This window comes from Mesorhizobium sp. B2-4-1 (assembly GCF_006442185.1).
Taxonomy (GTDB): domain Bacteria; phylum Pseudomonadota; class Alphaproteobacteria; order Rhizobiales; family Rhizobiaceae; genus Mesorhizobium.
Map to the genome: position 1 here is coordinate 477,471 of NZ_VFVN01000002.1, position 23,853 is coordinate 501,323.

Sequence of the window (23,853 nt, forward strand, 5' to 3'; positions counted from 1 at the left end):
TCAACCGATAGCGTGGACGAGCTGGAAAAACCGTGCGCCGCTACTGGGCCGCCCCCGCGTCGCCGTCAATGGGCGCGTCGGTCTGCCCCTCCACCTTGGCATCAGCCTTGGCCGCGTCGTCGACTTGCTTCTTCTGCTGGGCTCGATAGCGCGCAACGTTCTCATTGTGCTCGTTAAGCGTGGCGGCGAAGACGTGTCCGCCAGTGCCGTCGGCAACGAAATAGAGGTCGTCGGTCTTTGATGGATTGGCTACCGCCTCCAGCGCCGCGCGGCCGGGATTGGCGATAGGCGTCGGCGGCAGGCCGTTGATCACATAGGTGTTGTAGGGCGTCGGCTTCTGGATGTCCGACTGATAGATCGGCCGGTCGGCGGGTTTGCCCTTGCCGCCGAACAGACCGTAGATGATGGTCGGATCGGATTGCAGGCGCATGCCCTTGGCCAGCCGGTTCAGGAAGACCGCGGCGACGCGCGAGCGCTCATCGCCCTTGCCTGTTTCCTTCTCGACTATCGAGGCCAGCGTGACGAACTCGTCAATGCTGGCGAGCGGCAGGTCGGCGGCGCGCCGCTGCCAGACCTCCTCGACCAGCTTCTTCTGGTCGGCCAGCAGCTTGTCGATCATCTGCTGGCGCGTGGCGCCGCGCGTGAAGCGCAGCGTATCGGTGGCGAGACTGCCCTCTGGAGGCACGGTGGCCGGCATGTCGCCGCTCAAGGCGGGCTCGCCTGCGATGCGCGCCAGCGCCTGCTCGACTGTCAGCCCTTCGGGAATGGTCAGCGAGTACATGACCGACTTGCCGCTCTTCAGCAATTCCATGATGTCGCGCATGGACGCCCGGGGCTTGATCTCGTATTCGCCGGCCTTCAGCGCCGAATCATTGCCGAAGGCCCTAACGCCAAGACGGAATATGCGGGCGTCGCTGATCAGGCCGCGCCGCTCGAGCTGGTCGGCGATATCCTGGACGCCGGTGTTCGGCTTGACCAGGAAGGTGTCGCCATTGGCCGATGGGCCGGGCTCGGTGAATTCCTGCTTGCCGAAGTAAAGCGCGATACCCGCCGCCAGAACCATCAGCATCACCAAGGAGATGACGAAGTTCATGAACACGACGACCTGACTGCGCGAAGCACGCGAGCGCTTCGGCGGCGGCGTGCCGGCCTCCGGCCGCAAGGCTTCGGCGGCTGTCTTCGGTACGATCGGCCCCGATGTCGCCTGCCCTTGCCCGAACTCTCCGTTGCCGGCCGGATTTGTGTTCATTTCGCCCTACCGTTTGATCTCTCAACGAATCCCCTGCGGCAGAGTAGGGGCGAATATGGCAAAATTGACGACACGCCGAAGCGCCGTCCGGCAGGCGGACGGTCAGCCATTGTAGCGCTGGAAGACCAGTGAAGCGTTGGTGCCGCCGAAGCCGAAGGAATTGGACAACGCCACGTCGATCTGGCGGGCACGCGGCTTGTTCGGCACCAGGTCGATCGCGGTCTCACGCTCCGGATTGTCAAGGTTGATGGTCGCCGGCGCGATGTTGTCGCGGATGGCGAGGATCGAAAAGATCGCTTCGGCAGCCCCTGCCGCGCCGAGGAGATGGCCGATCGACGACTTGGTCGACGACATCGAAATCTTCGATGCGGCATTGCCGACCAGCCGCTCGACAGCGCCGAGCTCGATCGTGTCGGCCATGGTCGAAGTGCCGTGCGCGTTGATGTAATCGACATCGGCGGGCGTCAGCTTTGCCCGGTTCAACGCCGCCGTCATGCAACGGAATGCGCCGTCGCCATCTTCAGCCGGTGCGGTGATGTGATAGGCGTCGCCGGTCAGGCCGTAGCCGGTCACTTCCGCATAGATCTTCGCGCCGCGCGCCTTGGCATGCTCGAGTTCCTCAAGCACGACGACGCCGGCGCCCTCGCCCATGACGAAGCCGTCGCGATCGCGGTCATAGGGCCGCGAAGCCGTTTGCGGCGCGTCGTTGCGCTCGGTCGAGAGCGCACGGCAGGCAGCGAAGCCAGCGATCGACAGTCGCGTCACCGGCGCTTCGGCGCCGCCGGCGACCATGACGTCGGCATCGCCCCAGATGATCAGCCGGGCTGCGTCGCCGATCGCATGCGCGCCGGTCGAGCAAGCGGTGACGACGGCATGGTTGGGGCCTTTCAGCCCATGCCGGATCGAAACCTGGCCGGAGACGAGATTGATGATCTGGCCGGGGATGAAGAAGGGGCTGATGCGGCGCGGGCCGCGCTCCTTCAGGATCATCGCGTTCTCGGCGATGCCTTCGATGCCGCCAATGCCCGAACCGATCAGAACGCCGGTGGCGCACTGCTCGGCATGGGTCTTCGGCTGCCAGCCGGAATCCTTCAGCGCCTCGTCGGCGGCTGCGATCCCGTACAGGATGAAGTCGCCGATCTTGCGCAGTTCCTTCGGCTCGAGCACCGCCTCGGGATTGAAGGTGGCGTTGCTGCCGTCACCACGCGGAACGACATGGGCGATCTTGCAGGCAAGATCCTCCACCTCGAACTCGGTGATGCGCTTGGCGGCGCTGCGGCCGGTCAGAAGTTCCTTCCAGCTGTGCTCGAAGCCCATGCCGAACGGCGACAGCAACCCAAGGCCCGTGACGACGACACGCCTCATCGCAGGTCCTCCCCGGTGATGACTGCGGAAAGCGTCAGGCCGAAGCCTTGTCGATGTACTTCACGGCATCGCCCACCGTCAGGATGGTTTCAGCCGCGTCATCGGGGATCTCGACGCCGAATTCTTCTTCAAACGCCATGACGAGTTCGACCGTGTCGAGACTGTCGGCGCCCAGATCGTCGATGAAGCTCGCCTGCTCCGTCACCTTGTCGGCATCGACGCCCAGGTGCTCGATGACAATCTTCTTGACGCGCTCTGCGGTGTCACTCATTTGGGGCATCCTCGTCTTTTGGTTGTCTGTCTTCGTTAGCGGGCGGAATGCCGCTAATCAAGCTGAAAGATGGTCCCGCCGGAAACGCAATGGCCGCAGACCGGTTTTTGCCCGAACCGCCGGGTTGCGGGCCGCATTACACGAAAAATCGTGGGCGTCCAAGCCGAAATGGTCGCTTTTCACAGCCCGCCCAGGCGTTGCCTGTCGCCGTCTCAAAGCCACCGCGAATGCCCGGGCCCGGCCCGAAATGCATGCTTTGGCCGACCCGATCAGATCATCGCCATGCCGCCGTTCACATGGATGGTTTGGCCGGTGACGTAGCCGGCCTCGTTGGAGGCAAGATAAGCGACGGCGGACGCCACTTCGGCGCTGGTGCCCATGCGGCGCGTCGGGATAGCGGCCATGATCGCCTCCTTCTGCTTGTCGTTGAGCTTGTCGGTCATCGCCGATTCGATGAAGCCCGGGGCGACACAGTTGACGGTTATGCTGCGGGTGGCGATCTCCTGCGCCAGCGATTTGGAAAAGCCGATCATGCCGGCCTTGGAGGCGCAGTAGTTGGTCTGGCCGGGATTGCCGGTGACGCCGACCACCGAGGTAATGTTGATGATGCGGCCGTGGCGACGGCGCATCATCGGATGGGTCAGCTCACGCGTCAGCCTGAACACGGCCGTCAGATTGACTTCGAGCACGCTGTCCCAGTCGGCGTCCGACATCCGCACGAACAGCCCGTCCTTGGTGATGCCGGCATTGTTGACCAGGATGTCGACGCCCTCGAGATCGGCCTCCGCTTTCTGGCCGAGCGCCTTGACCTCATCGCGGTTCGACAGGTCGGCCGGAAACAGCTTCACCCGGTCGCCCAGGTCGGCGGCCAGCGCCTCCAGTCTCTCGACGCGCGTGCCGTGCAGGCCGACGATGGCGCCTTGCGCATGCAGCACCCTGGCGATCGCCTCGCCGATGCCTCCCGACGCGCCGGTGACAAGTGCCTTGCGGCCGGTCAGTTCGAACATGTGTTTTCCTCTTTGGTTTCGGAAGCTCAGCGAGCAACCTTATCTGTATACGTCTCGCGGGTATCCGATTGCCATCACCAACGGAATATCTTCAGCGATACAAGCCGCGCCATCAAATTCACACGCGGCGCCTCACCCGAGCGCCGCCAGTGCGGTTTCGACCTCGGCCGCGGAACCGACCGATGCCGTGGCGATTTCGCGGTTGATGCGCCGGGCCAGCCCTGAAAGCACTTTTCCCGCGCCGACTTCATAGAGCGTGGTGACGCCGTTCGCGCCGAACCACTCCACCGTCTCGCGCCAGCGCACGCGGCCGATCACCTGTTCGAACAGACGGCGCGCAATGATTTCGGGATCGCTGGTCGGAGTGACCGTGACATTGGAGACGAGCGGCACGACAGGCGCGTTCTTGGTTACCCCGGCCAGCGCCTCGCGCATGATCTCGGCGGCGGGCGCCATCAGCGCCGAATGGAAGGGCGCGGAGACCTGCAGCATCAGCGCTCGCTTGGCGCCTTTTTCCGTGCACAGTTTGGCAGCCAGTTCGACCGCTGCCTTGGCGCCGGAAATCACCAGCTGGCCACCGCCATTGTCGTTGGCGATCTGGCAGACCGATCCTTTGGCAGCCTCGGCGCAGGCGGCTTCGACATCGGCCTGCTCCAGTCCGATGATCGCCGCCATGGCGCCTTCGCCGGCGGGCACCGCCGCTTGCATGGCATTGCCGCGGATGCGCAGCAGCCTGGCGGCATCGGCAACCGAGACGAAGCCGGCGGCGGCAAGCGCCGAATATTCGCCCAGCGAATGGCCAGCGACGTAGGTAATCTTGTCCTTCAGCGAGAAGCCGCGCGCTTCCAAGGCCCTGATCGCGGCCAGCGATACGGCCATCAGCGCCGGCTGCGCGTTGGCGGTGAGCGTCAGCGTCTCTTCCGGCCCTTCCCAGATCAGCCTCGACAGGTTTTCGCCGAGCGCGTCGTCGACTTCGCTAAAAACCCTACGCGCCTCGGGGAAGGCATCGGCGAGGTCCTTGCCCATGCCGACAGCCTGGCTGCCTTGTCCCGGAAAGGTGAATGCAACGGCCATGTGTGGGCTCCCAAAGCTCGGTTCTGCTTGCCTGATACACGAATTTTCCTGCCTGTGACGCAACGCGGCCTGCCAAGTCAAGCCCGGTTCGACCCGGCCCCTTGGCAGCTTTGCCGGCCGAGTGCCTGTTCCAAAAGGCTTTTTGGCGATCACTCCTGATGAAAACCGCTCACGAATCGTTTGCTGGCTCTTCTTATTTCCGCCACAGGCGCTAGCTTTGCGTGACAATTCCATGACAATCGAGTGACGGGTCTGTCGCTGGGTGGGGAAGTTAAAGTGGCTAGGATTTCGAAAGGCGCAGGCAAAGCCGCGCCACAGTTTCTGGAAGACGATCCTTCCACCGGCTACCTGCCGGGACGGAAGTGGCCGACCATACGCTATGGGCTGACCAGCCTGCTGATCGCGGCCGTCCTGGTGTTCGCCATCGAATTGATCGTGCGCGGCGACTTCGCCGGCACGGTTTCCTTCTTCCTGCAGCCGCTCAAGCCGGGCTGGACCACGATCGTGGTGTTCGCACTGGTTCTGGTCGGCCTCGATGCCGTTTTCGGCCGCAGCTATCAAAGCCTGATGATCGTCGCGCCGCTGACGCTCTCGCTGGCTTTCATCGGTCACCAGAAATCGCATTATCTCGGCGATCCCCTCTACCCGACCGATTTCCTCTACTCCCGCCAGATCGTGGCGCTGCTGCCGCTTCTGGTGCGTGACCGTCCGATGACTGCCCTTGCCATGATTGTCGGCATCGTCGCCGGCCTGTCGCTGCTCATCTATGGCTGGCGGGTCTGGCGTCGAAAGGTGCCCATACTCAGCCGCAAGGGCCGTCTCGCCCGGCTGACGCTGGCGGTGCCGCTGCTCGCCTTCTTCGTCTCGATCATGGACTATGCCACCTTCTCCTGGACCCGGGACCGGCTGCAGATCATCCCGATTATGTGGGACCAGAAGGAAAATTACGCCTCCAACGGCTTTGCGCTCGCCTTCGCGCTGAACGTGCCGATGGCGCATGTCTCGGCGCCGCCAGGCTATTCGGAAAAGGCGATCGCGGCCATCGACAGGCCGCAGGTGACCGCCTCGGTGCCCCAGGAAAAGCCCGACATCATCGTCGTCATGAGCGAATCCTTCTGGGATCCGACCAAGCTGCCCGGGGTCACCATCACGCCCGATCCGATCCCCAACGTGCGGGCGCTGCGTTCGGGCTCCATGTTCTCACCCGAATTCGGCGGCATGACCGCCAACATCGAGTTCGAGGCACTGACCGGCTTCTCCAACGCCTTCCTGCCGGCCGGCAGCATCCCCTACCAGCAATATGTGCGCACGCCGACGCCGTCGCTGGCGACCTTCCTGAAGAGGGAGGGCTACAGGGCGCGCGCCATCCATCCGGGCACCAACTGGTTCTGGAACCGCGGCGCGGTCTATGCCGATTTCGGCTTCGACGACTTCAGATCGGAAGAGACGTTGCCGCCGATGCAAAAGCGCGGGCCGCTGGCATCCGACGCGGCGATGACGGACGAGATCATCAGCGAGGCCGATGCCAGCGATGCCCCGGTGTTCTTCTTTGCCGTCAGCCTGCAGAACCACGGCCCTTACGAGCCGAACCGCTACTACAACCCGACCCACACCGTGCAGGCGCCGATCAGCCAATGGGCGCGTGAATCGCTGCTGAGTTACACCGAGGGCTCGGCCGACGCGGACCGCGGTCTCGAACGCCTGATCGAATGGGCAAAGAAACGCTCTCGCCCCACCGTCATCGCCTTCTTCGGCGACCATCTGCCGCCGCTTGGGCCGGTCTATGTAGAGACCGGGTTCATGAAGGACAATGTCGCGCCGCGCAAGGAGGCTTCCGCCGAGGCGGCGCTGGAGCATCATCAGACGCCACTGGTCATCTGGTCGAACCGCACAGGCCCTGCCAAGGACATGGGCGCCGTCAGCCCCGCCTTCCTGCCCTATCACATCCTGAAAACGGCCGGCATCACCCACCCCTACTATACCGGCTTCCTGGGCGAGATGCGCGAACGCTACCGCGTGGTCGACCGCAATCTGCTGCTGACGCCGGCGGGAGAAGCCACGCCCGATTGGGCGCGGCAAAAGCAGATCGACCCGGCGATCCGCGACTTCCGGCTGCTGCAATACGACATGATGTTCGGCAAACGCCACGCGGCGCCCGACTTCTTCCCCGAAACGGTGGACAAGGTCGTCGCCCATATGAGCTGAAATTCGCGGCATCCTTCCAGGATGCCGCCCAGCGGGGTCGAGCGTTCAATTCGTCAGTTGCAATTTCGAGAATTTGTTGGCGATCTGCTGGAACACGTTCGGCAATTTGTTTGGATCGTTGACGGCGTAGTAGTCGCTGGGATCCGAGGCGCAGGCGCTGTAAAGCGTGCGGTTGGCGGCGGTATCGGATTGCAGCACCATCGTGTAGATTTCGGCGCCCTGCTTCTTCAACTGCGTGCAGACGCTTTTGGTCCATCCGTCGACATTGCGCGCGGCGGTGGTCTGATTGTCCGATCCAAGCCGACCGGCAGCGCCATAGGTTGAGCCCGCGAGAAAACCATAGGACGTATAGTCTGACTTGGTCGTCTCGTTGCTGGCGCCGTAGACGACATTCTCGCCGTCGGTGAGCAACATGACGATCTTGCTCACCCCAGGCGTCTTCCAAGGCGTACCCTCGGCGTATGGCGCACCCGGCGACAACACCCGCTGGCCCCAGGCCAGGCCCTCGGAAACATTGGTGCCGGACCCCGCCCATGCAAGCATCTTGGCGGCCTCGTTGCGAAGTTTTGTAAAGTCTTCGGTCAAGGGGACGATTGGCGAGGGACAGGACCGGTTTGGCCCCACCGTCAATTGCAAGGCGTTTGGATCGTTTGTGACCGCGGTGGCAATGGCGGTGTTCTGCGGCGCCACATATTTGGCGACTGTTTCAAGATCACCCCGCAAAAGCCCGGTAGCACTTCCAAGCAAGCCGCTCAGATCTATTCCGAGAATATTCAGTCCGCCATTCCGAGCAAGTTTGGCCTCATCAGGGGCGTCGTCGATAAAGGAATTGTTGTAGTGATAGGCATCGTTTGAATAGCCGCTGGAAGGTCTCGTCCCCTTTCCCGGACTGTCCGGCGCGAAATAAGGCACGAACAGAGTGTCAGGGTAACGTGGATCAGGCGGCGTATCGGCGATATTAAGGACACCAGGCCGCGCCTCGACGCAGCCTTTCCAACCCGTATCCTCCCCCTTGCCGTCCTTCCACCCCGTCAATTTGGCGGCAGAGGCCGGATCTTTCATCAACTGCCTGAACAGCGCCATATGATTGGGACGCTTGTCGTTGATGACGGGGAAATTGATTCCATTGGTGGATGACTTGCCGTCCATGTCGATCCAGGACGGGTCGAACCCGTCGCCGTTGACATTGACAGCCGTGACGAAGGGTACCAGCGCCACGCGGACCTTGCGCGTCGGTGATTGCGCCGCTTCCAGATATTTGAGCAGATTGTCCGTCGCTGTCTTGAGGGCAGCAATTTTGGCGCCGGCCATCGAGCCGGTGTTGTCCAGAACCAGCACGACTTCGAGCTGGTTGTTCGATTCGACCGCCGAGGCATCGACCACGATGTGCCTGCTCTCACCGAGCAGGAAGGCGAAGTTCAAATCGACGTCAGCCGAGGCGACGGCCTTCGTCTTGACGAAGTTGACGCCCCTGTCGACCGTCAACGTGGCCCGCGCATTTGTGAGTTCGCCATGTCCGGCTACGTTGGCCTGGAAATAGCGGTTGAAGGCGTCGGTGCGGGTGATGTCCAGATCGCCGAGATGCGAGGAGGCGAGATTTGCCGCGTCGAGCGCATTCTGCAGGTTGCTCTTGGCCCGCATGATGGTGGAGACATCGGCTGCGAAGGCCACCGCCGACAGGATGGCCGGCAAGCCGATCCCGAGCAAAAGCGCGAAGTTGCCGCTTTTCGAGCGCCAGAATTTCTTGAGAAGCATCCTTACCCCCGGAAATGCCTAGCCCGTTGCTGACAGCGGGATGCCGCTTTTTGCGCCAGACATGATGAATCGGCGGTTGATGCCGGGGCCGCAACCCCATACAACCTGTCATGGTGGTTAAGGCCTGGTTTCCGGGAACCACGGAGTCCTATCGCCGCACATGCCGGTTTTCCGGCCCTGCGACATCCGGGATTGCCGCCTGCTCTTGCCTTCCACGTGAATTGCTATATAGACGCCGCCAATCTGCCGGTCCCAGCTGGGGGCTGAACGGAGGGCCGGAGGTTTTCGAAAACCTTCGCGTGAAGCCAGAAGCGCTTCCGCCTCCCGTGTCTCCGCTCTCGACCGTCTCGTCATGCTCCTTTCTTCCCCGCTCCTGGCGGGTCAGAGAAGTTGCAGAGGCTTTTGCCGCCGGGAACCGGGAGAGAAACGAAGAAAGGCGAAAAGACATAATGGCTCTTTACGAACATGTGTTTCTTGCCCGGCAGGACCTCTCGCAGCAGCAGGTCGATGCGCTTGTCGAACAGTACAAGGGCGTCATCTCCGCCAATGGCGGGTCCGTCGGCCGGGTCGAGAACTGGGGACTGAAGTCCCTCACCTACCGGGTCAACAAGAACCGGAAGGCATACTACACGCTGATGGATCTTGACTGCCCGCCGGCAGCGCTCAACGAAATGGAGCGCCAGATGGGCCTGTCCGAGGACGTGCTGCGTTTTCTGACCATCAAGGTCGATGCGCATGAGGAAGGTCCCTCCGCCATGATGCAGAAGCGCGAAGAGCGCTCGGAACGCGGCGGCTTCGGCGACCGCGACCGCGGCGACCGTGGTCCGCGCTCGTTCGGCGACCGTGATCGCGGCGATCGTCCGCCACGCAGCTTCGGCGGCGACGCTGGTGGCGATCGTGGTCCGCGCCGTCCGCGCGAAGGCTTTGAAGGGGGTGCAGAATAATGGTCGACATTAACCAGATCCCGACCCGGCGCCCGTTCCATCGCCGCCGCAAGACCTGCCCGTTCTCGGGCGCCAACGCGCCCAAGATCGATTACAAGGACGTGCGCCTCCTGCAGCGCTACATTTCCGAGCGCGGCAAGATCGTGCCGTCGCGCATCACCGCCGTCAGCCAGAAGAAGCAGCGCGAGCTCGCCAAGGCGATCAAGCGCGCCCGCTTCCTCGGCCTGCTGCCCTACGTGGTTCGCTAATCCTTGACGCGGGCGGCTCCGCCGCCCGCTTCTCTTCCACGGCGACGGGCGCCGCTGGGTTGCGCATCAAATCCCGAGTTGAGGCCAAAAGCCTCTAACTGCCGCGACAGGCAGGACAGCGACACCGGCGGCAACGCCCTTTTGCTTCCTGACCTGTTCCAAAGAATTTCGCACCGATCCCGTGATTGGCGCCCTAACCAAAAGGAACAAAACCATGGAAGTCATTCTTCTCGAACGCGTTTCCCGCCTCGGCCAAATGGGCGACACCGTCAAGGTCAAGGACGGCTTTGCCCGCAATTTCCTGTTGCCGCAGGGCAAGGCGCTGCGCGCCAACGAAGCCAACAAGAAGAAGTTCGAAGGCCAGCGCGCGCAGCTCGAAGCCCGCAACCTCGAGCGGAAGTCCGAAGCCTCGCAGGTCGCCGAACAGCTCGACGGCAAGAGCTTCATCGCCGTTCGCTCGGCCGGCGAGACCGGCCAGCTCTACGGCTCGGTGTCGACGCGCGATATCGCCGACCTGCTGACGGCAGAGGGCTTTTCGGTCAACCGCAACCAGATCCAGCTCAACCAGCCGATCAAGACCATCGGCGTGACCAATGTGGCGATCGCGCTGCATCCGGAAGTCGAGGTCACGATCACGCTCAACATCGCCCGCACGGCCGACGAAGCCGAGCGGCAGGCCAAGGGCGAGACGCTGACCACCGCCGAGGCCATCTATGGCGAGGACATCAACGACAATGCCCGGCCGGAGAACTTCTTCGACCCGAACGCCGAGTTCGAGGGCGGCGAAGAGAACGCCTGACATCGGCGCGGCGCGCCTGCCGGCGCGCCGCATTCGGCTTCGGCCTCAATCAGTTCAATCAGACTGGCAGCTCCAATCAGACTGGCAGTTCAAGCCAGACTGGACCAATGCCCGGGTTCACCACCTGGGCATTTTTGTGCCAAAAGGAACTTTTCGAAACCCTATATATTGATGCAGAGTAGGACAGCCTGTCTGACCGAGAGGGGACATTTGGGTCATGAATATTCTGTTGAAACGCGTTCTGGACCGCCTGGTGCGCACAGGCAATCTCAAGGTGACCGGCCCACAGGGCACGACATTCGTGTTCGGTGACGGCAGCGGCGAGCCGGTGCACCTGCACATCAAAACCAGGCACGCCGAGCGCGCCATTACCTTCGATCCGATGCTGGCCGTGCCGGAAGCCTACATGGATGGCGAACTCGACATCCTCGAGGGCGGCGTCCTTGGCCTGATGCGCATCGCTTTCCAGAACATGGGCAGCGGCGGCATCGACGCGACGTGGTCGAAAGCCATCGAAGGCCTGCGCCACGCTTTCCGCCGCCTGCAGCAGATCAACACCGCGTCGCGTTCGCGCCGCAACGTGCAGCGCCACTATGATCTGTCGGGTGACCTTTACCGGCTCTTCCTCGATGAGGACATGCAGTATTCCTGCGCCTATTTCGAGCAGCCGGACATGACGCTGGACGAGGCGCAGGCAGCCAAGAAGCGCCACATTGCCGCCAAGCTCAGGCTGAAGGCCGGGCAGACGGTGCTCGACATCGGCTCCGGCTGGGGCGGGCTAGGCCTCTACCTCGCCAAGGCCTTCGACGTCGACGTACAGGGCGTGACACTGTCGACCGAGCAGCACGGTGTCGCCACCGACCGGGCGCATGCCCAGGGCCTGGAAAACCACGTTCATTTCGAGCTGAAGGATTACCGCGAACTCAACGAACGCTTCGACCGCATCGTTTCGGTCGGCATGTTCGAACATGTCGGGGTCAACCATTACCGCACCTTCTTCGACAAGAGCGCGACGTTGCTGAAGCCTGATGGCGTCATGCTCCTGCACACGATCGGCCGCTCCGGCGTGCCGTGGGCGACCAGCGCCTTCATCCGCAAGTACATTTTCCCGGGCGGCTACATTCCCGCGCTTTCCGAAGTCATGCCGGCGATCGAGAAGTCAGGCCTCGTCGTCACGGACATCGAAATCCTGCGGCTCCATTATGCCGACACGTTGAAGCATTGGGGCCAGCGCTTCGCCGTCAACCGCGACAAGGCCAAGGCGATCTATGACGAACGCTTCTGCCGCATGTGGGAATTCTATCTGGCAGCCTCGGAAGCCGCCTTCCGCTGGCAGGATCTGGTCATCTTCCAGATCCAGCTTGCCAGGAAGAACGACACCCTGCCGATGGCGCGCGACTATATGGTCAAATGTGAAAAGGCGCTCGAAATGCGCGACATGGGCCATCGCGAAGCGGCTCCGGTCGAAGAGGCCGCCAAGCCCGCCCGGCGCCGCAAGGTGGCGGAATAGGAACAGACCGCTTTGCCGCATTGGCGCTTGCCATTCCCGGCTCGTGCCCTGAAAAAGGCCTCGTGATCGTCGCGAGGCCTTTTTCATGACCTACCTCCTCTATGCAGCCGCGGCGCTCGCCGAGATCGCTGGCTGTTTTTCGGTGTGGGCGTGGTGGCGGCTGGAGAAATCGCCGCTGTGGCTGCTGCCAGGTTTCGTTTCGCTCGTTCTCTTCGCCTGGCTTCTGGCCCTGGTCGACACCAGCGCGGCCGGCCGCGCCTATGCCGCCTATGGCGGCATCTACATCGCGGCGTCGCTGGCCTGGCTTTGGTTGGTGGAAAGCGTGCGTCCCGACCGGTGGGACCTTGCGGGGGCGGCGCTCTGCATACTGGGTGCCTCTGTCATCCTGCTCGCACCACGAGGGGCATGAGCCGTGGAACTGCCCGCCCCGCTTCGACAGGCCGTCGACCGTGCCCTCGAAAACGTGCCGCTGCCGGTGCTCAGGCAGGCGGCGAAAACCCTGTCGGACCGTTACCGCGCCGAGATGCGCGACGGCCGCCTGCATATGGCGCAGGATATGGCGGTCAAGGCTTATCTGGCGACGCGGCTGCCGGCGACCTATGCCGCCGTCCGCGCCAGCCTTGACGCGGTGAACGAAGCCCAGCCGGAATTCGCGCCGAAAACCCTGCTCGATGTCGGCGCCGGCCCGGGCACCGTGCTTTGGGCCACGGCGGACCTGTGGCCCGATCTTCAGCATGCCGTTTTGCTGGAGGCCAGTGCTGCGGTGCGCAAGGTCGGCGAGGCGCTTGCCGCCGATGCGATCGCTGCCCGGATCGCCTGGCAGACCGGCGATGTGACCATCGACCTTGACGGTTCGCAGCCGGCGGACCTCGTCACCTGCGCCTATGTGCTGGACGAGATCACACCGGCATCACTGCCCAAAATGGTCGATCGGCTGTGGCAGCTCACGACAGACACGCTGCTGATCGTGGAGCCGGGCACGCCGGCGGGCTGGCAGCGTGTTCTCGCGGTTCGTCGGCAACTGATGGAAGCGGGCGCGCATGTACTGGCACCTTGCCCGCACGAAGCCCCCTGCCCGCTCATCCCGCCCGACTGGTGCCACTTTTCGCGGCGCGTCGCCCGCTCGCGCCTGCACCGGCTGGCCAAGGACGCCGAAGTGCCATGGGAGGACGAGAAGTTCATCTATGTCGCGGCTTCGAGGCAGCCGGCGCCAGTCCGCGCGGCGCGGGTGATCGCGCCACCGAAAACCGGCTCGGGCAAGGTGGCGCTCAAGCTTTGCCGGCCGGACGGCAGTGCCGGCGAGACGCTTTTCAGCAAGCGTGACGGTGAACTGTTCAAGGCGGCACGGCGGTCGGACTGGGGCGATGTGCTCGATACAGCCTAGGGATTCGGGTGACGATTGTTCTTGCTTTGTTCCAAGCCGTCGCGTAGAATCAGCACCTTGTCGAGTCAATCGGAATCAGGGCACGGGAATACTGTCCTGTGGACGGTTTTTTGTTTCTGTGAACAGTGGGCATCAAATCTGCTTGGGTGATAACTGTTGCAGATAAGTCAGCACTCAATTTTCCGATTCTGATATCGAGAGACCGGGATCGAAATCGGGGACATCATGGCAGAGGCAGCGCGGAAATTCGGCGTGGCGGAGCAACCGCTCTATCGCGAGGCGCCGAACAACATCGAGGCGGAACAGGCGCTGCTCGGCGCGATCCTGGTCAACAACGATGCCTTCTATCGCGTCTCCGACTTCCTGAAGGCCAGCCACTTCTACGAGCCCCTGCATCGCAAGATCTTCGAGATCGCGGCAGAGCTCATTCGCATGGGCAAGGTGGCAACGCCGATCACGCTGAAGACCTTCCTGCCGGCCGACGAGAAGGTCGGCGACATGACGGTGGCACAATATGTCGTGCGCCTGGCGGTCGAAGCCGTCACGGTCGTCAACGCCGCAGATTACGGTCGCGCCATCTATGACCTTGCGACGCGCCGCGCCCTGATCACCGTCGGCGAGGACATGGTCAACATCGCATATGACGCGCCGGTCGACATGTCGCCGTCCGAGCAGATCGAGGATGCCGAACGGCGCCTGTTCGAGCTGGCCGAAACCGGCCGCTATGACGGCGGTTTCGAGAGCTTCACCGATGCGGTCAAGACCGCGGTCGATATGGCCAATGCCGCCTACATGCGCGACGGGCATCTGTCGGGGCTGGCCACCGGCATGCGCGACCTCGACCGCCGCATGGGCGGCCTGCAATCGTCCGATCTGATCGTCCTTGCCGGCCGTCCGGGCATGGGCAAGACGTCGCTCGCCACCAACATCGCTTTCAACGTCGCCGAGGCCTATGTGCCGGCGCAGCAGGCCGACGGGTCGTTCAAGGCGGCGAATGGCGGTGTCGTCGGCTTCTTCTCGCTCGAAATGTCGTCGGAACAGCTCGCGACCCGTATCATCTCCGAACAGACGGAAATCTCCTCCTCGAAGATCCGCCGCGGCGAGATTACCGAAATGGACTTCGAAAAGCTGGTCGCCTGTTCGCAGACCATGCAGAAGATTCCGCTGTTCATCGACCAGACCGGCGGCATCTCGATCGCCCAGCTCTCGGCCCGCGCCCGGCGCCTGAAGCGCCAGCGCGGCCTCGACCTCATCGTCATCGACTATATCCAGCTGATGCAGGGCTCCAGCGCCAGGGCCTCGCAGAACCGGGTGCAGGAAATCACCGAGATCACCACGGGCCTCAAGGCACTGGCCAAGGAGCTCGCGGTGCCGATCATCGCGCTGTCGCAGCTCTCGCGCCAGGTTGAAAGCCGCGACGACAAGCGCCCGCAGCTCTCGGACTTGCGCGAATCCGGCTCGATCGAGCAGGACGCCGACGTCGTGATCTTCGTCTACCGCGAGGAATACTACCTCAAGAACCGCGAGCCGAAGCTCGGCACCGACGAGTACATCAAGTGGGAAAACGAGATGAACGAGATGCGCGGCAAGGCCGAGGTGATCGTGGCCAAGCAGCGTCACGGACCGACGGGCACGGTCACGCTCGCCTTCCACGGCGAATTTACCCGCTTCTCGGATCTGGCGGAGGAACATCATATCGCGGAAAGGTTTGAGTAGCTTTTTTGACTCACCGTCACGCTCCGTCACACCCCCTCTGTCCCGCCCACCTATCCAGCATCGGCGATCCCGAAGCAGGCCTCGCTAATGGCTAAATCCCGCGTCCAGTTCATCTGCCAGAACTGCGGATCGGTGCATCAGCGCTGGGCCGGCAAATGCGACGCCTGCGGCGAATGGAACACGCTGGTCGAGGAAGGTACGTCCGGCGGCATCGGTTCCGGGCCGGCCAATACGCGCAACGCCCGCAAGGGCCGCGCGGTGGTGCTGACCACGCTTTCCGGCGATATCGAGGACGCGCCGCGCATCGTGTCGGGCATCGGTGAGCTCGACCGCGCCACGGGCGGCGGCTTCGTGCGCGGCTCGGCGCTGCTGGTCGGCGGCGATCCCGGTATCGGCAAGTCGACGCTGCTCACCCAGGCTGCTGCTGCCCTTGCCTCGAGGGGCCACCGCATCGTCTATGTCTCGGGTGAGGAGGCGGTCGCCCAGATCAGGCTGCGCGCGCAGCGCCTCGGCGTCGCTTCCACACCGGTCGAGCTTGCGGCCGAGACCAATGTCGAGGATATCCTTGCCACGATCGCGGACGGCAAGCGGCCGGACCTGGTGATCCTCGATTCGATCCAGACGCTGTGGACCGACCTCGCCGATTCGGCGCCCGGCACCGTCACCCAGGTGCGTGCGGCCGCCCAGGCGATGATCCGCTATGCGAAATCCACGGGTGCTGCGATCGTGCTCGTCGGCCATGTCACCAAGGAAGGCCAGATCGCCGGCCCGCGCGTCGTCGAGCACATGGTCGACGCCGTGCTCTATTTCGAGGGCGAAGGCGGCCATCACTACCGTATCCTGCGCACCGTCAAGAACCGTTTCGGGCCGACCGACGAGATCGGCGTCTTCGAAATGTCGGACAAGGGGCTGCGCGAGGTTGCCAATCCGTCCGAGCTGTTCCTCGGCGAGCGCCACGCGAAATCGCCGGGAGCAGCGGTTTTCGCCGGCATGGAAGGCACAAGGCCGGTGCTGGTCGAAATCCAGGCGCTGGTCGCGCCCTCCTCGCTCGGCACGCCGCGCCGCGCCGTCGTTGGCTGGGACGGCGCCCGGCTGTCGATGATCCTGGCGGTGCTCGAGGCGCATTGCGGCGTGCGCTTCGGCCAACAGGACGTCTATCTGAACGTAGCCGGCGGCTACCGCATTTCCGAGCCCGCGGCCGATGTGGCGGTGGCGGCCGCACTGGTTTCCTCGCTCACCGGTCTTGCCCTTCCCGCCGATTGCGTCTATTTCGGCGAAATCAGCCTTTCTGGCGCTGTGAGGCCGGTTGCGCATGCGCAGCAGCGTCTCAAGGAGGCCGAAAAGCTGGGTTTCGCAAGCGCGGTTCTGCCCTTGGGCAGCGAGGAACTTGCCGGAGGAATCGGGGCCGGCGCTTTCCAGCCTACCGAGCTCGCCGACCTCGTGGCGCGCATAGCCGGCTCACGGCGCAGCCGCGCCAACGACGAAGAATGACGGGCTCACCTGGTGGTGAGCGACAGGGAGTGGGGCGACAAAGATGCCGATAACGCTGCTTGACGGAATTCTCGTCGGCTTCACCCTGGTCTCGGCGATGCTCGCCATGGTTCGCGGCTTTTCACGCGAGGTCCTGTCCATCGTGTCCTGGGCGGCGGCGGCCGCGGCGGCATTCTTTTTCTACAAGCCCGTGCTGCCCTATCTGAAGCCCTACATCGACAATGAAAAGATCGCCATGGCGGCCTCCGCCGGCGTCGTCTTCATCATTGCTTTGATCGTCGTCAGCGTCATCACCATGAAGCTCGCCGACTGGATCATCGATTCCCGCATCGGCGCGCTCGACCGCACGCTCGGCTTCCTCTATGGCGCCGCCCGCGGCATTCTGGTGGTCGCCGTGGCCCTGCTGTTCTTCAATTGGCTGGCCGGCGCCAAGGCACCGGCCTGGGTCACGGAGGCCAAGTCGCGGCCGCTGCTGGAGCAGATCGGCGCCAAGCTCGAAAGCCTGCTGCCCGAGGATCCGGAGAACGCCATCCTCAAGAAGCTCAACCCGAATCAGCCGGCTGCCGAAACGCCCGCCGCACCGGATGCACCGGCGACGGATGCCCCGGCGGGAGGGGACGATGCCAATGCGCCGGCTCCTGACGACAGCGATGCCGGAACGCCTCCCGCGGACAACGCACCGGCCAATCCGGCCCCGGCGGCGCCGGCGAATTGATGAGTGATCGGGCGCCGCAGAACAGGCGCCCGAGACTGGCGGTGATCGTGAACCATCGCCGGGCGCGTTGCTTTTACGGCGCTGTCGCCTTATATGGCGATTTTAGCGGAGCTTGAGCCCCATGGCAGACGCAGACCACGTGCTTTCCGCGGAAGCTGACGATCACTTCCACGACGAATGCGGCGTGTTCGGCATTTTCGGCCGGCAGGACGCGGCGGCCATCGTCACGCTCGGCCTGCACGCGCTGCAGCATCGCGGCCAGGAAGCGGCCGGCATCGTCTCCTACGACGGCACCCAGTTCCATGTCGAACGCCATGTCGGCCTGATCGGCGACACCTTCACCAAGCAACGCGTCATCGACAGCCTGCAAGGCAATCGCGCCATCGGCCACACGCGCTACGCCACGACCGGCGGCGCCGGCATGCGCAACATCCAGCCCTTCTTCGCCGAACTGGCCGATGGCGGTTTTGCCGTGGCCCATAACGGCAATCTGACCAACGCCATGACCGTCCAGCGCGCGCTGCAGAAGCAAGGCGCGATCTTCTCCTCGACCTCCGACACCGAGACGCTTCTGCACCTCGTCGCCACCAGCAAGGAGCGCGATCTCAACTCGCGCTTCATCGATGCGGTGCGCCAGGTCGAGGGCGCCTTTTCGCTGGTGGCGATGACGGCCAAGAAGATGATCGGTTGCCGTGACCCGCTCGGCATCCGCCCGCTGGTGCTGGGCGACCTCGACGGTGCCTGGATCCTGGCCTCCGAAACCTGCGCGCTCGACATCATCGGCGCGCGTTTCGTGCGCGACCTGAAGCCCGGCGAGATGGTCGTCGTTACCTCCAAGGGCATCGAGAGCCTGTTCCCGTTCGAGCCGCAGAAAACCCGCTTCTGCATCTTCGAATATGTCTATTTCGCACGCCCGGACTCTTCGGTCGAAGGCCGCAACGTCTACGAGGTGCGCAAGCGCATCGGCGCGGAACTCGCGCAGGAAAATCCCGTGGAGGCCGACATCGTCGTGCCGGTGCCGGATTCCGGCACGCCGGCGGCAATCGGCTTTTCGCAAGCCGCGGGCATCCCCTTCGAGCTCGGCATCATCCGCAACCACTATGTCGGCCGCACCTTCATCCAGCCCGGCGATTCGATCCGCCACATGGGCGTCAAGCTGAAGCACAACGCCAACCGCCGCATGATCGAGGGCAAGCGCGTCGTGCTGGTCGACGATTCCATCGTGCGCGGCACGACCAGCCAGAAGATCGTGCAGATGGTGCGAGACGCCGGCGCCAAGGAAGTGCATATGCGCATCGCCTCGCCGCCGACCAGCGCCTCCTGCTTCTACGGCGTCGATACGCCGGAAAAATCGAAGCTTTTGGCATCACGCATGTCGATCGAGGAGATGGCCGAATTCATCCGCGTCGATTCGCTCGGCTTCCTGTCGATCGACGGACTCTATCGCGCCGTCGGCGAGGCCAACCGCGACAACGAGCAGCCGCAATTCTGCGACGCCTGCTTCACCGGCCAGTATCCGACCCGCCTGCTCGACTTCGAAGGCCACGACAATGTGCGCACGCTGTCGCTGCTGGCGACGAGCGGCGCATAGGATTGCCGCACTGCCAGTTGCCATAGCCATATTTCCGGAATCTATCGCATGACCTTCGACCTTTCCGGCCGCGTTGCGGTCGTCACCGGCGCCTCGCGCGGCATCGGTTACTTCATCGCCAGGGAACTGGCTGCCGCCGGCGCCCACGTCATTGCCGTGGCGCGCACCGTGGGCGGGCTGGAAGAACTCGACGACCAGATCAAGGCCGAGCGCGCCAAAACCGGCAAGGGCGAAGCGACGCTGGTGCCGCTCGACCTTGCCGACATGGCCGGCATCGACCGCCTGGGCGGCGCCATCCATGAGCGGTGGGGCAAGCTCGACATTCTCGTCGCCAATGCGGGCGTGCTCGGCGTGATCTCGCCGATCGGCCATGTCGAGGCGAAAACCTTCGAGAAGGTGATGACCATCAACGTCACCTCGACCTGGCGGCTGATCCGCTCGGTCGACCCACTGCTGCGGCTCTCCGACGCCGGCCGGGCCATCATCCTGTCGTCCAACGCTGCTCACTCGGCGCGCGCCTTCTGGGCGCCCTACGCGGCTTCCAAGGCGGCGGTCGAGACGATGATGCGCTCCTGGGCACATGAGACGCAGAGCCTGCCTTTGCGCGTCAATGCCGCCGATCCGGGGGCCACCCGCACCGCGATGCGCGCGCAGGCCGTGCCCGGCGAGGACCCGGAAACGCTGCCGCATCCCTCCGAGATCGCCAAACGCATCGTGCCGCTGGCAAGCCCCGATCTGAAAGAGACAGGATTGATCTTCCAGGCCAAGCACAACCGTTTCGTCGCCTACCGACAGCCGGAATAGCCGCATCTTTTTTATCGGAAGAATTCGGCTCCGGGCGGCGTTCCTCGAATGTACATTCGAAGCTCAAACCCGGAGGACCGACATGCGCAGACTTATTCTCATCGCCGCCACCGCCATTGCCTCAGCCTTGGCCGCCGGCACAGCCTTGTCACAAGATGCCAAGATGAGCTTCTTCGTCACCAGCGTCGGCTCGGGCAAAGGGGCAGACCTCGGCGGCCTGAAGGGCGCCGACGCGCATTGCGCCTCGCTGGCGGAAGCAGCCGGCGTCACCGGCAAGACCTGGGCCGCATATCTGTCGACCAGCACCGAGGATGCGCGCGACCGCATCGGCAAGGGACCGTGGGTGAATGCCAAGGGCGTCAAGATAGCCGACGACGTCGCCTCGCTGCACGGCGATGCCAACGGCATCACCAAGCAGACGGCGCTCAACGAAAAAGGCGAGATGGTGAACGGCCGCGGCGACACGCCGAACCGCCACGACATGCTGACCGGCTCGAAGCCCGACGGCACCAGGATCGCCGACCAGACCTGCGGTGACTGGACCCTGAGCGGCGCGGAAGGCGCTGCCATGATGGGCCATCACGACCGCACCGGGCTCGACGATTCGGCTGCCGCCAAATCCTGGAACTCTTCGCATGCTTCGCGCGGCGGCTGCGGCCAGGAGGCGCTGAAAGGCACCGGCGGCGACGGCTTGTTCTATTGTTTCGCAACGAATTGACCAGACCCCGCCCGCCCGCCACATCACGCGGCTGTGATGTGGCGGCGGAAAGCTGAGTCGCGGTCATGCTTTCGTCATTTCCGCAGAGTTGATAGGATCGCATAGATTCCCACAACAAGCCCGGCTGGGCAGAGCAAGGAAATTCCCATGGCTTCGAGCGTAGCGTTGGTCTGGTACCTAGTAATCGCCGGCCCGCAAGGCGGCATGGTCGTGTTGCCCAGCACGTTCGACAAGCGCGAACAATGCACCGCCGCCATCACCGAATACCAGAAGCAGCCGGCTCCGACCGGCTGGTCGCTGCAATGCGTGCCGAGCGCGTCACCCTTCACCGACGAGGGCGACGCGGAGGAACCGGCAGCGCAGTAAGGCGCGGTGCGGCGTCAGCGCCGTGCGCTGACCGTCAGTTCCGGCTTCTGGTTGATGGTCTGGAACACCACGCAATAGCGTTCGGTCAGTTTCAGCAAGGAATCGATGCGCTCCTGCGGCTCATCGGTGTCGAGACTGAAATTCAGCCTGATGGCGCGAAAACCGACCGGCGCATCCTTGGCAACGCCAAGCGTGCCGCGAAAATCAAGGTCGCCTTCGGCCTCGACCGTGGCGGCGCCGAGCTTGAATTCGAGCGCCGTCGCCACCGCCTTGAGCGTCACGCCGGCGCAGGCCACAAGTGCCTCCAGCAGCATGTCGCCCGAGCAAAGCTCGAGCCCCGAGCCGCCGGTTGCGGGATGCAGACCGGCAATCGCGAGAGCCCTGCCCGTCTCGACCTTGCAGGCGATCGACTGGTCATCGAGACTGCCTCTGGCCCTGAGCGTGATGAGCGCGCGCGAAGCATCATCGCGATAGGTCTCTTTCAGCGGCGCCTGCATGGCCTTCAGTGCGGTGGCGTCCATTTCGCTGCCCCTTTCGACGATCGTTTCTGGCGCTGGCGTGCGTCAAGCCACCGAGATTTGACCCGATCACACCGGAAAGCAAACATAATCATCGCGCTGGGACACAGGCGCGCAATCACTATCCCAAATGGACATTGACGGACGAGGTCTCAAAGACCGTCCGAGCCGTGCGAGTGCCGTCGTCCCATTTTCTGGTGACCGACTCGGGTCAACAAGGGCTGGCGATGGGCAGTCGGGTGTGCCAACGGTTTCTCCTGATAGGAATTTTTTCTTGACAGGGTGAAGGCAGCTATGGTACATTCCTGGTTATGGTGCTGAGTTGCGCCACGGACCCGCCGTACAGGCGGTTTTTTTATTCAATGCTCTCTCAATAGCGCGTCGAGAAGGCTTGCACGGAACCCGCTGACCCGGATTCGTTGCTGATGGCAGGCGATCCGTCTTCAGCCGGACGAGCCTTTCCTTTGACTTCGATCGCATCGGCTATAGCTATGCGACAAGCGTTCTCGCGGAGGCGTCATGCCGTTCAAGTTGAAACTGCTCTCTCTCATCCTGCTGATGCTTGCTGCCTTCGAACAGCCTGTGCTGGCTGAAACGCCGGAGAGGCCGGCGCCGACCGGCGGTGTGCTGTCGCTGCTGCCGCCGCCGCAGGTCACCAGCCATTCGATCACGGTTGCCGGACGCAAGCTGGACTATCAGGCCAAGACCGGCACGCTGTCGCTGCTTTCAGGCAAGGCCGACGTCACGGCGGAGATCTTTTATGTCGCCTATACGCTGCGGCCACCGGCCGACGCGGCAAAAACGGCACCACGCCCCATTACCTTCGTCTTCAATGGCGGCCCCGGGGCGGCTTCCGCCTATCTGCATCTCGGTGCGCTCGGTCCGCGCATCATCACGACCGGAGCCGATGGCGAATTCCTGCCGCCGCCGCAAAAGATCATCGACAATCCGGACAGCTGGCTCGACATGACCGACCTCGTCTTTGTCGATCCGGTCGGCACCGGCTACAGCCGCGAGGCTCCCGGGCAGAACACCCACGACTTCTGGGGCGTCAACCAGGACGCCAGCTCGATCGGCGCCTTCATCCGGCTCTATCTGGCCCAGAACGGCCGCAGCGGCTCGCCGCTTTTCCTGGCCGGGGAAAGCTATGGCGGGTTTCGCGCGGCGCTGCTCGCCAGGACTTTGCAGGAAGATGTCGGCCTTAGCCCGAGCGGCATCGTGCTGATCTCGCCGGCGCTGGAATTCATGCTGGTGCAACCTGACGAATTCGAGCCGCTGCACTGGGCTCTCGAACTCCCCTCGCTGGCGTCGGTGCGGCTCAGTGCCGACGGCGTTACCGGCGAGGCGCTGCGGGCGCAGTTGGCCGCGGTCGAGCGCTATGCGCTTGGCGACTACCTCACGGCGCTGGCCAGCGGGCTGGAGCAAGGCGGGCGGCTGGCCAGCCAGCGGGTGGCCGAGATCACCGGTCTGCCCCTCGACCTCGTGCAGCGGAATTTCGCGCGTATACCGACCAGCCTTTTCGCGAGGGAGTTCGCCCGCTCGAAAAGCAAGGTACTCAGCCCCTATGACGCCATGATCGGCACGGCCGACATCGCTCCTGAAAGCGCTCGCACCGCCGGACCCGATCCGGTGCTCGACCGCAGCGTTCCAGCGTTGACCTCGGCTTTTGTCGGCTATGCCCGGGACGAATTGAACTACCACACCGATGTCAGCTACCGGCTGCTCAATGGCGAGATCAGCCGCAATTGGGACTACGGCACATCGCGGCAAGGCTATGCCGGCGTGATGAACGATCTGCAGCGGGCGCGCTCGCTCAATCCCGCACTCGGCGTCGTCATCGTCAACGGCTACACCGACCTCGTCACGCCCTATCTGGCGTCTCGCTATCTGGTGAACCAGGTACCGACGCTGGCCGGTGCAAAGCCCATCCGCGTCGATGTGCTGGACGGAGGACACATGATGTATTTCAGGCCGGACGGAAGGCGGGCGCTCAAGGCAGCGGCGGCGGAGCTTTACCAAGCGACGCAGTAAGCGTCGCTTGGTAGCACCGGAGTGACCGGCAGTCCGCGACACGCTGGCGGGACAGTGCCCTCCTCTGTCCTCCAGGCAAAGGAGCCGCGAAG

General features: G+C 63.7%; 22 protein-coding genes. 15 read left to right on the forward strand and 7 right to left on the reverse strand.

Going from position 1 to position 23,853, the window contains the following annotated elements; genetic code table 11:
• Positions 1-40 precede the first annotated feature (40 nt).
• The 5 genes from mltG to fabD form a co-directional block, all read right to left on the reverse strand.
• On the reverse strand, positions 41-1,249 hold the full coding sequence (gene mltG, locus FJ949_RS06985; protein WP_140494453.1) for an endolytic transglycosylase MltG: 1,209 nt from the start codon (positions 1,247-1,249) through the stop codon (positions 41-43).
• A gap of 102 nt (positions 1,250-1,351) precedes the next feature.
• Positions 1,352-2,614 carry a beta-ketoacyl-ACP synthase II gene (gene fabF / locus FJ949_RS06990; RefSeq protein ID WP_140494455.1) on the reverse strand — a complete coding sequence of 421 codons (1,263 nt, stop codon included), beginning with the start codon at positions 2,612-2,614 and terminating at the stop codon, positions 1,352-1,354.
• A 34-nt stretch (positions 2,615-2,648) separates the two neighbouring features.
• Complete coding sequence (locus FJ949_RS06995) at positions 2,649-2,885, reverse strand: acyl carrier protein (protein ID WP_006203723.1); 237 nt, start codon at positions 2,883-2,885, stop codon at positions 2,649-2,651.
• Between the two features lie 269 nt (positions 2,886-3,154).
• On the reverse strand, positions 3,155-3,892 hold the full coding sequence (fabG, locus tag FJ949_RS07000; RefSeq protein WP_140494457.1) for a 3-oxoacyl-[acyl-carrier-protein] reductase: 738 nt from the start codon (positions 3,890-3,892) through the stop codon (positions 3,155-3,157).
• 132 nt (positions 3,893-4,024) lie between these two features.
• Positions 4,025-4,966, reverse strand: coding sequence for an ACP S-malonyltransferase (gene fabD, locus FJ949_RS07005; protein WP_140494459.1), 942 nt, complete (start codon positions 4,964-4,966; stop codon positions 4,025-4,027).
• 276 nt (positions 4,967-5,242) lie between these two features.
• On the opposite strand from fabD, the gene FJ949_RS07010 reads away from it, so the two are divergent.
• Entirely contained in the window at positions 5,243-7,171 is a 1,929-nt protein-coding gene (locus FJ949_RS07010; protein WP_224646406.1) for an LTA synthase family protein, read from the forward strand.
• Positions 7,172-7,216: 45 nt separating this feature from the next.
• Here FJ949_RS07010 and FJ949_RS07015 read toward each other — a convergent pair whose 3' ends face one another.
• Positions 7,217-8,926, reverse strand: coding sequence for a pilus assembly protein (locus tag FJ949_RS07015; RefSeq protein ID WP_140494460.1), 1,710 nt, complete (start codon positions 8,924-8,926; stop codon positions 7,217-7,219).
• A 449-nt stretch (positions 8,927-9,375) separates the two neighbouring features.
• Between FJ949_RS07015 and rpsF the strand changes: the two genes are divergently transcribed.
• From rpsF to FJ949_RS07080, 13 genes are all read left to right on the forward strand, one after another.
• Positions 9,376-9,870, forward strand: a complete 495-nt coding sequence (gene rpsF, locus FJ949_RS07020) for a 30S ribosomal protein S6 (RefSeq protein ID WP_140494463.1) — start codon at positions 9,376-9,378, stop codon at positions 9,868-9,870.
• Positions 9,870-10,118 carry a 30S ribosomal protein S18 gene (gene rpsR / locus FJ949_RS07025; protein WP_006203718.1) on the forward strand — a complete coding sequence of 83 codons (249 nt, stop codon included), beginning with the start codon at positions 9,870-9,872 and terminating at the stop codon, positions 10,116-10,118. The genes rpsF and rpsR overlap by 1 nt, the downstream gene beginning before the upstream one ends.
• 214 nt (positions 10,119-10,332) lie before the next feature.
• The gene (rplI, locus tag FJ949_RS07030; protein ID WP_140494465.1) at positions 10,333-10,917 is read left to right on the forward strand and encodes a 50S ribosomal protein L9; all 585 of its coding nucleotides are present in this window, start codon (positions 10,333-10,335) and stop codon (positions 10,915-10,917) included.
• Between the two features lie 217 nt (positions 10,918-11,134).
• Complete coding sequence (locus FJ949_RS07035) at positions 11,135-12,427, forward strand: cyclopropane-fatty-acyl-phospholipid synthase family protein (protein WP_140494467.1); 1,293 nt, start codon at positions 11,135-11,137, stop codon at positions 12,425-12,427.
• Between the two features lie 85 nt (positions 12,428-12,512).
• Entirely contained in the window at positions 12,513-12,836 is a 324-nt protein-coding gene (locus tag FJ949_RS07040; RefSeq protein ID WP_140494469.1) for a YnfA family protein, read from the forward strand.
• A gap of 3 nt (positions 12,837-12,839) precedes the next feature.
• On the forward strand, positions 12,840-13,811 hold the full coding sequence (locus tag FJ949_RS07045; protein WP_140494472.1) for a small ribosomal subunit Rsm22 family protein: 972 nt from the start codon (positions 12,840-12,842) through the stop codon (positions 13,809-13,811).
• 225 nt (positions 13,812-14,036) lie between these two features.
• Positions 14,037-15,527 (forward strand): replicative DNA helicase, encoded by a 1,491-nt coding sequence (locus tag FJ949_RS07050; protein ID WP_140494474.1) that lies wholly within the window; start codon positions 14,037-14,039, stop codon positions 15,525-15,527.
• A gap of 87 nt (positions 15,528-15,614) precedes the next feature.
• On the forward strand, positions 15,615-17,018 hold the full coding sequence (gene radA / locus FJ949_RS07055) for a DNA repair protein RadA (RefSeq protein ID WP_140494476.1): 1,404 nt from the start codon (positions 15,615-15,617) through the stop codon (positions 17,016-17,018).
• Positions 17,019-17,061: 43 nt separating this feature from the next.
• Entirely contained in the window at positions 17,062-17,733 is a 672-nt protein-coding gene (locus FJ949_RS07060; RefSeq protein WP_140494478.1) for a CvpA family protein, read from the forward strand.
• 121 nt (positions 17,734-17,854) lie between these two features.
• On the forward strand, positions 17,855-19,324 hold the full coding sequence (purF, locus tag FJ949_RS07065) for an amidophosphoribosyltransferase (RefSeq protein ID WP_140494480.1): 1,470 nt from the start codon (positions 17,855-17,857) through the stop codon (positions 19,322-19,324).
• A gap of 48 nt (positions 19,325-19,372) precedes the next feature.
• Entirely contained in the window at positions 19,373-20,128 is a 756-nt protein-coding gene (locus FJ949_RS07070; protein ID WP_140494482.1) for an SDR family NAD(P)-dependent oxidoreductase, read from the forward strand.
• A gap of 82 nt (positions 20,129-20,210) precedes the next feature.
• On the forward strand, positions 20,211-20,846 hold the full coding sequence (locus FJ949_RS07075) for a hypothetical protein (protein WP_140494484.1): 636 nt from the start codon (positions 20,211-20,213) through the stop codon (positions 20,844-20,846).
• 147 nt (positions 20,847-20,993) lie between these two features.
• Positions 20,994-21,212 carry a hypothetical protein gene (locus tag FJ949_RS07080; RefSeq protein ID WP_140494486.1) on the forward strand — a complete coding sequence of 73 codons (219 nt, stop codon included), beginning with the start codon at positions 20,994-20,996 and terminating at the stop codon, positions 21,210-21,212.
• 14 nt (positions 21,213-21,226) lie between these two features.
• Here FJ949_RS07080 and FJ949_RS07085 read toward each other — a convergent pair whose 3' ends face one another.
• Entirely contained in the window at positions 21,227-21,733 is a 507-nt protein-coding gene (locus FJ949_RS07085) for an OsmC family protein (protein ID WP_140494488.1), read from the reverse strand.
• A 516-nt stretch (positions 21,734-22,249) separates the two neighbouring features.
• Here FJ949_RS07085 and FJ949_RS07090 point away from each other — a divergent pair.
• Positions 22,250-23,761 (forward strand): peptidase S10, encoded by a 1,512-nt coding sequence (locus FJ949_RS07090; RefSeq protein WP_140494490.1) that lies wholly within the window; start codon positions 22,250-22,252, stop codon positions 23,759-23,761.
• The last annotated feature ends 92 nt before the right edge of the window (positions 23,762-23,853 follow it).